This is a genomic window from Litoribrevibacter albus, assembly GCF_030159995.1.
GTDB classification, from domain to species: Bacteria; Pseudomonadota; Gammaproteobacteria; order Pseudomonadales; family Litoribrevibacteraceae; genus Litoribrevibacter; species Litoribrevibacter albus.
In genome coordinates this window covers 211,219-223,219 of the sequence record NZ_BSNM01000016.1, presented here as the reverse complement: position 1 = coordinate 223,219, position 12,001 = coordinate 211,219, and the positions used below count along the sequence as shown (strand labels likewise).

Annotated in this window: 11 protein-coding genes; 5 read left to right on the top strand and 6 right to left on the bottom strand. The window is 46.0% G+C overall.

Translation table 11 applies throughout. From position 1 onward, the window contains the following. Positions 1-63: 63 nt before the first annotated feature. The 4 genes from QQL66_RS15835 to QQL66_RS15820 all read right to left on the bottom strand — a co-directional run bounded on the left by QQL66_RS15835 (position 64) and on the right by QQL66_RS15820 (position 5,475). Entirely contained in the window at positions 64-672 is a 609-nt protein-coding gene (locus QQL66_RS15835) for an HD domain-containing protein (RefSeq protein WP_284382711.1), read from the bottom strand. A 129-nt stretch (positions 673-801) separates the two neighbouring features. Next, complete coding sequence (locus QQL66_RS15830; RefSeq protein ID WP_284382710.1) at positions 802-2,493, bottom strand: thioredoxin domain-containing protein; 1,692 nt, start codon at positions 2,491-2,493, stop codon at positions 802-804. Positions 2,494-2,660: 167 nt separating this feature from the next. Next, positions 2,661-4,991 (bottom strand): methyl-accepting chemotaxis protein, encoded by a 2,331-nt coding sequence (locus QQL66_RS15825; RefSeq protein ID WP_284382708.1) that lies wholly within the window; start codon positions 4,989-4,991, stop codon positions 2,661-2,663. A 286-nt stretch (positions 4,992-5,277) separates the two neighbouring features. Next, positions 5,278-5,475 carry a (2Fe-2S)-binding protein gene (locus QQL66_RS15820; RefSeq protein ID WP_284382706.1) on the bottom strand — a complete coding sequence of 66 codons (198 nt, stop codon included), beginning with the start codon at positions 5,473-5,475 and terminating at the stop codon, positions 5,278-5,280. Positions 5,476-5,812: 337 nt separating this feature from the next. Between QQL66_RS15820 and QQL66_RS15815 the strand changes: the two genes are divergently transcribed. Further along, positions 5,813-7,054 carry a methyl-accepting chemotaxis protein gene (locus QQL66_RS15815; protein ID WP_284382704.1) on the top strand — a complete coding sequence of 414 codons (1,242 nt, stop codon included), beginning with the start codon at positions 5,813-5,815 and terminating at the stop codon, positions 7,052-7,054. A 39-nt stretch (positions 7,055-7,093) separates the two neighbouring features. On the opposite strand, the gene QQL66_RS15810 is transcribed toward QQL66_RS15815, so the two are convergent. Both QQL66_RS15810 and QQL66_RS15805 read right to left on the bottom strand, forming a co-directional pair. Next, a complete protein-coding gene (locus QQL66_RS15810; RefSeq protein ID WP_284382703.1) occupies positions 7,094-7,690 on the bottom strand; it encodes an SCO family protein in 597 nt (198 codons plus the stop codon). A 157-nt stretch (positions 7,691-7,847) separates the two neighbouring features. Then, complete coding sequence (locus QQL66_RS15805; RefSeq protein ID WP_284382700.1) at positions 7,848-8,729, bottom strand: LysR family transcriptional regulator; 882 nt, start codon at positions 8,727-8,729, stop codon at positions 7,848-7,850. Positions 8,730-8,915: 186 nt separating this feature from the next. On the opposite strand from QQL66_RS15805, the gene QQL66_RS15800 reads away from it, so the two are divergent. The 4 genes from QQL66_RS15800 (at position 8,916) to QQL66_RS15785 (ending at position 11,973) form a co-directional block, all read left to right on the top strand. Beyond that, a complete protein-coding gene (locus QQL66_RS15800) occupies positions 8,916-9,689 on the top strand; it encodes a ferredoxin--NADP reductase (protein ID WP_284382698.1) in 774 nt (257 codons plus the stop codon). Between the two features lie 79 nt (positions 9,690-9,768). After that, complete coding sequence (locus QQL66_RS15795) at positions 9,769-10,242, top strand: transcription elongation factor GreAB (RefSeq protein WP_284382697.1); 474 nt, start codon at positions 9,769-9,771, stop codon at positions 10,240-10,242. Between the two features lie 44 nt (positions 10,243-10,286). Beyond that, positions 10,287-11,147, top strand: coding sequence for a type 2 periplasmic-binding domain-containing protein (locus QQL66_RS15790; protein ID WP_284382696.1), 861 nt, complete (start codon positions 10,287-10,289; stop codon positions 11,145-11,147). Positions 11,148-11,265: 118 nt separating this feature from the next. Next, a complete protein-coding gene (locus tag QQL66_RS15785) occupies positions 11,266-11,973 on the top strand; it encodes a DUF2796 domain-containing protein (protein WP_284382695.1) in 708 nt (235 codons plus the stop codon). Positions 11,974-12,001 lie beyond the last annotated feature (28 nt).

Sequence of the window (12,001 nt, the reverse complement as noted above, 5' to 3'; positions counted from 1 at the left end):
GAGTGAGATGTCTGTTTTTTGTGTGAAATAGCGGTGATCGCCATCATCGACCACTTCTTTGTGTTACCACTTCATCATAGGAAGAGGATTAAGAGGGTTTTTGAAGATCTGCATACGAATGATTTTGACCAGTAACGGATGGAAGCCGTTATCGGGGAAAATCTTGTAGATCTGCTTTATCTGCTGCTGGTCGACGCCAAAACTCCTAAGCCCGAAGGTTACATCGATCCAGTCGGCTTTTCGGAAAATCTCGACGAGGGATCTTTTATTGTCCGCCGCTGTGATTTTATGGTGTTCCCGAATAATGCGGCAGATGTCTTCCGACCACTCCGGGCAATCGATTTGTTGCAGGTACTGTTTCGCCAGATCCTCCGAGGGCGTGACATAATCTGCGGTGTGACTGGTCCACAGCGCAAGATCGTGAAATACGGCGGCGATCTCAAGTTTGCCTTGTTCTTCGGGTGACATCTCGGCCTGAAGGTTACAAAAGTTTATCACCCGATAGAGGTGGTTTTTGTACCCTTGGAAATCCTTACCCAATGTATTTTCATAAGGCTTCAGGAGCAGTTCTATGGTTTCGCAAAAGGTAATCATACGCACGGCTCGTTGATAGTTTTGGTTAGCAGCAGGCATTGAACGTTGTCGACCTTGAACCTTACCGATCTTGAACATTGTCGATCTTGAAAATTGCCGTAGCTACTTGTAACTATCGAAGAGCCGATGCGAATCAGCAAACAGAACTTTACGTGTTATACCTTAGGAAATTTGCCATACATGGATAAATGGTATGTCCTGTTTGGGTTACTGAACACTGTAATCGTAACGTACCGGTAAACCGTGTCGTATCAGCTGAATGGTGACATCCTTTTCCTGATCGAGTGTTTCCCAGAGTGTGTTTTGCCCATCATAAACCCAGGCATCGTTCACCCTAAGCACCACATCGCCTTCTTGCAGGCCGAGGGTTTGATAAAACTCTTGTTGCTGTACATCGCTGAGTTTGAGCAGACTCTGGCCTTCTACCTTGTGAGAGGCAGGCTGGAAGTGTTCTTCCAATTGCGATTGATTCATTAATTGCTCATCCAACCACTCGCGCGACAAGGGCGTCAGTGTGGTCACCGGCAGTTCTCGATTTCCTTCGTTAAAGCGACGTTCCGGGTATAACTCCAGGGAATCCTGGTTTGTTTGCTGATCCTCGTTGAAGGTGCCTGTTGAGGTGACAGCGGTGGCCTTTTGGGTAGTGTTTTGAGCGTTCGAGGCTGTATCTGAGGATGGGGCGGTTAATGATAAGAAGGATAATACGCCTTGATGTTTGATCAATACACGTTGGGCTTCAATGGTTACCAAGATCGGAGGTTCACTGAAATAGTCACTGAATTGAATGGGTTGGTTGTTCCGGAACAAAGCCTGAGATTCGTCGTCAATCAGTTCAATCACAGCCGTTGAGTGTTCTGCATCACTAGCTAAATTAATGGCTACCAATCTTAGAGGTAGCTGACTTTTCTCTATTTGCTGTTGTTTGTCTCTTTTCTGGTCTTTGGATAGCGCTTGATCTGCCACCTGAGACAGCGCGTATTGGCTGTAAAAGTTCAGCGTTGAAAGTAATGCCGGCCCTTTGATGTAAAGGCCGTTAATAAAGGTGATGGGCACGTTGCTCAAGCCCAGGCTTTCTCCAAAGGTAACGTCTTGCTCCACATACTCTCGATATTCCAGATTCTCAAGGCAGGCTTTAAATTCGGGTGTGTTGATATGGAGTTGTGTGGCGATGGAAAGAAATCGTTCAGGAGTGAGATCGTCCTGATGAGCATAGAGCGCGTCTGAATATTCCCAGAACTTACCGTAGCTATTGGCGCAGCGTGCAGCATTCGCAGCAGGGCGGGCGTTGCGATGGAACGATAGCGGATAATCAAAGTGTTCAAACCGTATTTGATCGCCAAGTTGTTGAGCAAGTGCCTGATAGACAGGTTGCATACGTTTGCAGTGCGGGGATTGGAAGCTGCAAAACACGGCGACAGAGAGTGGCGCATGTATCTGGCCTTTTGCTGAGACACTGCTCTTGGGTAATTCGGTTACCGGAGGAATCGGCGGTGTCAGCAGATTCTCTATGGCTTGTTGTTTTGACTGGGCTTGGGTTTGCGATCCGGTATCCGCTTGTTTTTGCACCAGCTTGTTTAGTGCCGCTTGTCGCAATTGGTATGCTTGCCAATTTAAGTCATGCAGTTCAAAACGAATCTTCTGATCTACTTCGCTCAGCTCAATCGGATAGCCATTTACCCGGGCAATGGTCTTGGACGGTGAGGGAGTACTTACTCCGATGGATGTGCCGTGTGTTTGGGGAGCGCTGTCATAAACCGTCGATTGAGAACCGTGGGGTGGAGCTGAGGTTTCTGTTTCTTGGCAGCCTGACGTTATTAAAACAGTCAGCAGCAATGGTGTTATGGCCGACGCAAAGCACAGCGAATCGCTGAGCGAGTTGAACGAAGCTTTTAGTGTCATGAGGTTGTCCAGCGTATTTATTGTTATTTTTTATCGAGTGCTGTGTATGGATTTCGTGTCGTGAATCCGTCTATCAATACTAGTTCACGGTAGTCGTGGTCTGCCAGGGCACTACGAACCGATGCAGGGTTGTTTTGCCCTGCATTCGGAAAGAGACTAGAAGGAAATCAGATTTTAAAGCGGGAAATCAGTTTGGAAAGCTGCTCGGACAGATCGGCCACGGCGAGCGCAGACTCTGATGTTTCCTTGGCATCGACATCGGTTTTTTCTGCCATTTCAGCAATGTGGGTGATGTTTTTATTGATCTCTTCTGACACCGAGATTTGTTCTTCCGCTGTGGTGGCAATCTGAAGGTTCATTTCATTCACTGTGTTCACCGAGTTTGTAATGTCATTCAATGAACTGCCTGCGTCGTCGGCTTTTGAAACCGCCAACTGTACTTCTGAAAGGCTGGCCTCAATGGCATCCACAGTGTCTTTGGAGCCTTTCTGAAGCGCTTCTACCATCTGATTGATTTCTTGGGTTGAGTCGTGAGTTTTCCCTGCAAGGGAGCGGACTTCGTCGGCAACCACCGCAAAGCCCCGACCTTGTTCCCCGGCTCTTGCTGCTTCAATGGCCGCATTCAACGCCAGGAGGTTGGTTTGTTCGGCAATGCTTCGGATGACATCTACCACGGTATTAATTTGCTCGCTTTCTTTTGCCAGACGATCGGTAACTTCGCCAGCGGAGTTCAAGCGAGCCGCCAGGCTTTCAATAGTTCTGATCAGTTCATCAACATTGGCCTGACCTGTTTGCGTTGCTCTGTTGGCTTGATTGGTGGCTTCGGCTGCTTCATTGGTATGGTTAGCCACTTCCTGTACTGTGGCTGTCATTTCATTCATCGCGGTGGCGGCTTGGTTGCTTTGATCAAGTTGTTCCCGTGCTCGATTAACGGTTTGCTCGGTAGCCGACATGGTTTGGGAGGCGGCGGTACTCAATTGTTGTGAGGCATCGGCGACCTTGTGCAAACTGTCCCGGAACTGACTCATCATGCCGTTGAAGCTGTTGGTGATGTCGGCAATTTCATCTTTGCCGGTGGCTGTCAGCGTTAAGGTAAGGTCTGCGTTATTACCTACGGTTTCTAGGTGATCTTTAAGGCGGATAATGGGATTGCTAAGAGATCTTGAAAACACGTAGCTGCTTGCCACCGCAATAATCACCACAATCACAAATACAATGATGGCGTTAGTAATAATGGTGCTGGAGACTTCATTGGCACTTGCGAACGCTTCGGCTTCGTCAATTTCGGCAACTAATGCCCAAGTGATGCCCTTGAATTTTAGTGGCGTAAAGGCAGAAAGCACTTCAACGTCCCGATAATCAAAGATGTGTTTGAACCCTTGTTCGCCATTGAGTGCGGCTTTAATACTTTCGCTGTTAACTTCTTGAAGACCAATGCTGGATTCTCTGGCTTTGATGAGGTCGATCGTGTCTTGAGCTAGACCTGAATTTGAAAGAGCCTCGGTATAGCCATTAATGTCTTCCAGTAAAAAGCGACTGTCGCTACGTAGTTTGAAGTCTTTACCGACCAGATAGGTTTCCCCTGAGCTACCTAATCCTACGTTCGACCAATTCTTGTCGTGTGTCATGATGTTATTAATGATGTTCAGTGGCATCTGAAAAATAAGAACACCAAAGGTCTCATTGCCATCCATAATCGGGGACGCCATAAACGACGCCGGAGATTCATACGAAGGCGGATAGGGGGCAAAATCGGTAAAGGCGATAAAGTTTGGGTCTTGCGCGCTTTTGGCTTGTCGGTAAACCTCTGCAATGCCCGTGTCTTTAAATGGCCCTGTTTCCAGCGAGGTAGCAAAGTCAATTTCTTTGAAGACAGAGTAAACTATTTGACCATTCTTGGGGTTAACAATGAAGATGTCGTAAAAGCCAAAGGTCTCCAGATATTGGACCATCATCGGATGGTACATCTCATGAAATTGCTCGTAGGTTGTGTAGTCTTTGATATCGACGAGTTTATGTTTTTCCCCTAAAGGATTCGGGTTCTTTGCAATGAAGATGCTTTGGAATTCCAGGGCTTTTTCGCTCATCTGGGATACCCAGTTCTGAACCGGAGCCTGTTTACCATTGTTTAAGGCGCGGTATTGGCCTTGGAAATCGCTGGAAAGAAAGCCGCTAATGTCTTGCTTAAACTCATCGGTTTTGCCGAATAATCCGGCTTGGGCTGTATGGTCTTTAAATGCACCTGAAAAACTCATCGCGGCCTGAACCGTGCCCGGATTGGCCGACAGTGTGACGATCAGGTTTTCCAGATTCTGTAGATAATCATCGAGACGAGCTTTGGTGGTATCTCTAACACTTTTTAGGCGATCTTGAGAGGTCATTTCGAGAGCATTGTGACTGGTCGATGTTGCTTTGGTGCCCACGAGAAAATTGGAAACAACAACGGGTATAACTGCAAGTAACGTCGCCCCTAAGATGAGCTTGGTTGATATCCGCATAAACACTACCTTACTGCTTTTGTCTTTCTTTTCTGGGTTATCGGCCAGAAAAAGAATTTGACCAGTGTAAATAATAAAACGAGGTCATCTGAGTAGGAGATTAGCGTATTTTAGAATAAGTGGTAGGCGGTTCTATGGGAGAAAAAGTCTCAAAAACTGACCGTTTACAAGATACGAGCCCAACGAGGAGGAAATGACCAGTTCTGATCGTGTGAGAAAAAGAAGTGCTTTATTGACCAGTCAGTCCTGATCAGAGCGTTGATGTGCAATAGAAAAGCAGCCCTGATTAGGCTGCTTCGTAGAATAGGTCTGCTTTCTGTTCCGAGGCTTTTTCAGAAATGAACTCACGTGCGAAGTCTTCACATTGACCACAGCAATTAGCAACGCCCAGTTGCTCCTGAACCTGATCAAAAGAAAGATTGCCTTCTGCCATTACTTGTTCAATATCGTGCGTAGTAACTTGGTTGCAAAGACATACGAACATAATTCAAGCCTCATACATAGAGATCAATTAACTTGGGTGGAGATAATATTGCAAATGATAAATATTATCAAATGCATTACGTCTTTTATCGACAAGTGGTTATTCTACGAAGATCGGGGGCTGGTGTTATTGATGAAGATCAGTGCAGGGAATGAATTACTATTAATAATAGCGTGGCCTCAAGCTCCACTGGTGGGCGCCGATAACTCTTAAGTTAGCCTAAACATCTTGAGGTATTGGCCTCTCGTTTTTTTGAAGTTGGCTGTACTAAGTGTTTGTTTTCATTTGTTAATACAATCTTTTCCAATTCTGTAACTAACTATAAGAGTTCGACAGTATGTATCGCACCATAGTAGATATGCCGCTTAGATTTAAGTTTTGGATGGTCAATTGTTTTTCCTTTATCGGGATGAGCGTTCTTTCCATTTACGCTATTACCAGCAGTTTTAACCAAGTTCATCCCAATGGTGAAGTCGCGTCTGCCGAGTATTGGCAATATTTCTCTGATCAGGCTTTGGGCTATGCGTTGTGGGTTTTCGTCCTGATGTGCTTGGTGATGGGGGCGTCCCAGATTCTGATTTCCTTCGTGCATCAACATGTCAAAGTGCTGAAAAAAGCCATGAGACAAGCGGCTGAAAAAGGAGATTTGAACATTCGGGTTGTGGAAGACTGTAACGATGAAATTGGTCAAATGGCTGCCAGTTTCAACAACATGCAAGCCACTTTTTCTTCCATTGTCTCTGATGTGAAGCAAGCTACCTCAGAAGTGAATCAGGTGGCGGATGAGTTTAAATACCAAACGGAAACAGCGTGCAGTTCTCTGAACGGGCAGCAACAAGTAAGTTCTCGTGTAATGTCGGAAGTTGAAACACTTAAAGCGTCTTCGGATCAGGTGTTATCGAGTGCACAAACCGCTAAGCGAGTATCGGAACATGCGGAAGAGGTGTTGAATGAAGGTCGATCCTCCATCGAACAAATTATTTCTTCCACGAAAGTCATTGCAGGGGATGTGGAGCAAACTTCCACTCAAGTAAATCAACTGGCAGAAGACAGCACCAGCATCAGTGGTTTTGTAGAAGTCATTAGAAGTATCTCAGAGCAAACCAATCTGTTGGCGTTGAATGCGGCCATTGAAGCAGCGCGGGCCGGTGAACAAGGTCGAGGTTTTGCGGTCGTTGCGGATGAAGTTCGTAGTCTCGCCAGTAAAACCCATGAGGCTACCGATAAAATCGGTGACATCCTCAATAAGTTTGCCGAGCTGACTAATTCAGTGGTCACAGCGATGGAGCAGAGTCGGGCTCACGTAGAAGAATCTGTTGAACATGCGGATTTAGCTCAATCTTCGTTCTCTCAGATTGCCAGATCGGTTACTGAACTGGCGGAAAGTAATCAGTTGATCGAACAAGAAGCCTATGGACAAGCGGATAAAACGGAAAGTGTTTTTGACTGTGTTCGAAGTATTGAGTCCGTTACTAATACGACGGTGAGTGGCGCTAAAAACATTCATCTGCAGGTTGAGCATCTGCAGTCTGTGACTCATCAGCTAAGCGGTCAGCTGAATAAATTCCAATTGAGTTAATTGTTAACGCCGCAGTCCATTATCCAGCATCACAATGCATTACCGATCCAGTTTCAATAAATCCTCCCGGATTTTCATTGGATCGGGGCTGGCATCGGTATATACCAATAACCCTTCAACCTTTGGATGCATCAAATAAACGTAACTTTGATGTTCCAGCAGTTCACTGAGCTGGCTTAATGTGAAGCTTTGCTTTAACGCTTGCAGGGTATCTGTGAGTTGTTTCTTGTTGGCGATCTGAACCCCGACAAAATCCGGCCCGAACTGAGATAAATAGTTTGCCAGATGTTCCGGCGTGTCTTTGTCCGGATCTATGGTTAAAAAAGCCAAGGTCGCTTCATTGCCTACAGACTTTGAAAGGCGTTGATAAAACGACATGGTCATAGGGCAGCTATTTGTACAGCTGGTAAAACCGGTCGTGATAAATAAAGGTTTGTTAGCAAGATCCATCCAGTTGGTGTTGTGATGGGCTTGAGTCGCCAAATTTGCGTCCGGCAAATGGAATGGCGTGATGTGTCCGTATAGGTCAGAAGGTAATGACTTGTTTGCAATGGCTTTTGATTGGAAGAGCATGAACCAGGTAGCAAGTACGGCGGCTATGGTCACAAGCAGGCTTATAGTTATTGGTTTTTGCATAATCGATCCCTCATGCGTTGCCTTCTGTTAAGTAAAGCATAAGGGGAAAAATAATCTTCACGAGAAGCTTGGTTTTTGTGTAGGAAATCGCAGTAACAGAGGGCTTTAATTTGTGCGATTTCCTGCCAAATGTAACTCGCTTTGGTAGCGTTATTTGTTAGAAGCTGGAACGACAGAGTTCCATCCAGCGTTCAATGCCGGCGCTGCGGTACTTTTGCTTATGAATCACAAAGTAAAATTTCCGGCTGAAGTCTCTGTGGGGCACAGGGAGTGGAATCAGGCTGCCACGTTTAAATGCGTCTTCCAATGCCACTCTGGACAGACAGCCAATGCCGAGATTTGCGGACACTGCTCGTTTAATGGCTTCGGTGTGTTGCAGCTCCAGTTTGACCTGAATCTCAGGGAGGACACCGTGCATAGCCCGATCAAAGGCTTGGCGTGTACCAGAACCGCTTTCGCGTAAAATCCATTCCGCTTCCTTAAGTTGACGGTCAGTCAGTTGCAGTTGATCTGCAAAGGGGTGTTCTGGCGCGCAGAACACCACCAGTTCATCGTCTCGCCAAGGAATTACATCCAAATCCTGATGTTGCAGTTCCCCTTCAATCAGACCGATATCAATTTCGAAGTTAAGTACTTTTTGGCCAATCTCAGAGGTGTTTGCCACCGAAAGACTGACTTCGGCATCAGGCTGTTCCTGCATCATTTCCGCCATGGTCGAGACAGCCAGATAGTTTCCTATGGTCAGTGTTGCGCCCACTTTGAGGTGTCCGGCGTCTTTATGCTGCGCCATGATTCGCTCCAGTTCCTTCGCTTGCTCGATAAGCTGTTCGGCTTTAGGCCGGATTAATCGGCCTTGCTCATTAAGTTGTAATCGCTTACCGATTCTATCGAATAAGGGCAGGTCGAATTGCGATTCGATGTCTTTCAATGCACTGCTGGCAGCGGACTGAGACATTGATAGGCTATCTGCCGCCTTGGTGATGTTCTGAAAATGGGCGGCAGCAAGGAAGACTTCAAGTTGGCGAAAGGTATAACGCATTATTTGTAAATCCGATATATAAAAGATGAATTATCTGTTTTACAGATTATTGGTCGAAGAATACAGTTAAAAGCATAGCAAATGCAAGCGTATACCCAGAGAGACCTTTGTAGAGTAACTGGTGGTATGACGCTGTGATTTAGGCGAGTAATAGATCGCCAGCACTGAACAAACAAGGAGCACCTAATGAGCAATCTAATCCGAGAAACCGTAACCAGCGTTCATCACTGGAATGACACTTTATTCAGCTTCAAGACAACCCGTGATCAGGGATTACGTTTTAAAAACGGTTTTTTCACTATGATTGGCTTGGAAGTGGAAAATAAACCTTTATTACGTGCCTACAGTATTGCCAGTGCCAATTATGAAGAAGAGATGGAGTTCTTCAGTATCAAGGTACAAGACGGCCCACTGACTTCTCGTCTACAAAATTTACAAGTGGGTGATGAGATTCTGGTTGGCACCAAGCCGGTGGGAACTTTAATTGCGGATAATCTGCTGCCAGGGCGTAATCTATGGTTGTTAAGCACAGGCACCGGGTTGGCTCCTTTCCTGAGTATCATTAAAGATCATGAGATCTACGAGCAGTTTGATAATGTAATTCTTACCCACGGAGTGCGCTATGTGTCTGAATTAGCGTATCAGGATTTGATCGAGAACGAGCTGCCGAAAAATGAGTACTTTGGTGAGGAGATTCAGCAGAAGCTAAAGTATTACCCGACGGTAACGCGAGAGGACTATAAGAACCAGGGCCGTCTGACGGATCTGATCAACAACGGTAAGATTTTTGAGGATTTAGGCTTGCCGGAAATTGACCCTGAGAATGACCGTTTCATGCTGTGTGGTAGCCCTGCCATGTTGGATGAATTAACCACCATGCTGAATGCCCGAGGCTTCAAAGAAACTCGCGGTGGTGAGTTGGGGCATTACGTCATTGAGCGTGCTTTTGTGGAAAAATAAGCCCTCAGTTCTTTTCTCTACTGTCTGACCAGGAAAGAGAATGTGTTTCTCTTTCCTGACTTCCTGATACACTCTGCGGATGAACAAAGAAACCCTCCGTCACGCCATTTTACTCAAGCTCGAAGATCAACTTCAGCTCGCCATCAAAGCCGCTAATGAAGCCCGAGATTTGGCCATTCATGAGCAGAGCCAGCCTGAAACCCAATACGATACGGTTGGGCTGGAAGCATCGTATTTAGCGCATGGGCAGTCTCAACGAGTCTTTGACTTGGAAGTAATGATTCAAACCTATCGTAAGCAGGTATTCAGGGCGTTCACCGATGAAGATGAAATCGCCTTAACGGCCTTGGTGCACCTTCAATACCCTGACGCGCGCAAAGCATTTTTTATTGGCCCTTGTGCGGGTGGCTTGGAGTGCAATGTCGACGGTGAGATTATTCAGCTATTAACCCCGCAGGCCCCCTTGGCTAGACAGTTGCTCGGGGCATTTGAAGGTGATGAAATCATGTTGCCTGGTCAAGATACCCTGATTGAAATTCTCTCTGTGAGCTGATCCTGAACTAAACTGGGAGAGTGACTCATTTTTGTGAGAGACTTATGAAAACAGGGGCCAGGAAACTGCATTCGATCTTATTTCTGCTGTGGGTGCTAATCGGTTTGAGTGTGCCTTTGGTTTCCGTTCATGCTTCCCAGGTTACGTACATTCCTGTCTACCATTACCACAACTGGGAGCCTTTCTATTTCAAGGAAGGCGCTTCGAAGAAAGGCTTTTCTCTGGTCTTGGTGGAACAGCTCAATGAGTTCTTCCGAAAACGGCGCCCTGATTTAAAAATTTATTTCAGGCTACAACCGATCGCTCGCCCGGAATTGAATCAAATTCTAAAAGATGGGCAGCAAGGGTTGATTCTGTGGGCCAATCTACTTTGGTTTAAGCGATTGTTTGAGCAGCCGTATTTCATTGCCTCTGCTCCCATATACTGGGATAACGATGCTGTAGTGTCCTTGTCCAAATCCCCTATGGAATACGTTGAGCCGGAGTCGCTGATTGGGAAGCACATTGGTGGTTTACCCGGACATTATTATCACGGGGTAAATCAGTTAGTGGATCAGGGCAAGATATTGCGTAGTAACGCTATCAATGACCGGACCAACCTGAAACGATTGATTGAGGGCAAAGTGGACGCCATCATCATTACTCAAACCGCTTTTAACTTTGTTAAACCGGATTACCCCAGCGTTTCTTTTTATCAATCCTTTGTTCCTCAGGACTCGTACAGTCGCCATATTCTGATTACGCCTGAGTATCAGTACATGGAAGAGTTGCTCAACTTTTTCATCTCCTCATTACCGCACAATAAAGAGTGGGTAAACGTCTTGGCTGAGTATGGCTTGGAAGATTTAGTGGTGCCCTTTACTTTGGATCTTAATGAATTAAATAACTTCTCCATCGAAAAATAACTCTTGTCTGTCATTCTGCTGTTACTTGTTTGTCATCTTTCCTGTGCATTGTTGTTTCTTCTTAAAATGTTATGTTATAACATATTTAAAATATTGAGATGTTTTGGAGTTTTCATCGATGAAATTAAAGAGATCTGTGTCTTTATCGGGAGCCGTTCGCATGGCAGGGTTATTTGGGCTGATGGCATCCAATGGCGTGTTCGCAGAGCTAACACAACCAGAACCAACACAACCAGACCTAAGCCAACAAGGGCTACGTCAACATCAGGCGCATGAACACGGCCATGCGATATTGAATGCAGCTCAGGAAGGAAATGAGGTCGAGCTGTCGTTTGAAATACCGGCAATGGATATGGTGGGGTTTGAGCACCAGCCTGAAACTCAGGCGCAGAAAGACCAAATCGAAATAATTCATGCCTTCTTACAACAAGGGCAGAACGTGGTGTCGTTTAATGAGGAAGCGCACTGTCAGTTTGAACAGGCCACCATTGAAAGTGCACTGTTGTCAGGCGATGACCATGAGCACCACGAAGAAAATAATCATCATGAAGAGCATGGTCAGCATGATGGACATCACGGTATGCACCAAGATCACGATGACGAGCGCACGCATAAAGAGCATGATCATGAGGAAGAGAACGGACACAGTGAGTTTGAGATCACCTATCACGTTGAATGTGCTGATCCTTCTGAACTTGCAGAGCTGAATATCCTGTTATTTAAGCAAGTGCCGACCTTACAAGAGATTGAAGCCAATTGGTTTGGTGAGACGGCGGTGAAAAAATCAGAATTGACTCCTAACCAACCAAGCATGGACTTGCGCTAGTCCGTCCATTCGTCGCACACTTGTCTTG

Excerpts from the sequence above, each read along its gene's own strand:
- QQL66_RS15835 (WP_284382711.1), bottom strand. The coding sequence starts at position 672 with ATGTTCAAGATCGGTAAGGTTCAAGGTCGACAACGTTCAATGCCTGCT.
- QQL66_RS15830 (WP_284382710.1), bottom strand. The coding sequence starts at position 2,493 with ATGACACTAAAAGCTTCGTTCAACTCGCTCAGCGATTCGCTGTGCTTT.
- QQL66_RS15825 (WP_284382708.1), bottom strand. The coding sequence starts at position 4,991 with ATGCGGATATCAACCAAGCTCATCTTAGGGGCGACGTTACTTGCAGTT.
- QQL66_RS15820 (WP_284382706.1), bottom strand. The coding sequence starts at position 5,475 with ATGTTCGTATGTCTTTGCAACCAAGTTACTACGCACGATATTGAACAA.
- QQL66_RS15815 (WP_284382704.1), top strand. The coding sequence starts at position 5,813 with ATGTATCGCACCATAGTAGATATGCCGCTTAGATTTAAGTTTTGGATG.
- QQL66_RS15810 (WP_284382703.1), bottom strand. The coding sequence starts at position 7,690 with ATGCAAAAACCAATAACTATAAGCCTGCTTGTGACCATAGCCGCCGTA.
- QQL66_RS15805 (WP_284382700.1), bottom strand. The coding sequence starts at position 8,729 with ATGCGTTATACCTTTCGCCAACTTGAAGTCTTCCTTGCTGCCGCCCAT.
- QQL66_RS15800 (WP_284382698.1), top strand. The coding sequence starts at position 8,916 with ATGAGCAATCTAATCCGAGAAACCGTAACCAGCGTTCATCACTGGAAT.
- QQL66_RS15795 (WP_284382697.1), top strand. The coding sequence starts at position 9,769 with ATGAACAAAGAAACCCTCCGTCACGCCATTTTACTCAAGCTCGAAGAT.
- QQL66_RS15790 (WP_284382696.1), top strand. The coding sequence starts at position 10,287 with ATGAAAACAGGGGCCAGGAAACTGCATTCGATCTTATTTCTGCTGTGG.
- QQL66_RS15785 (WP_284382695.1), top strand. The coding sequence starts at position 11,266 with ATGAAATTAAAGAGATCTGTGTCTTTATCGGGAGCCGTTCGCATGGCA.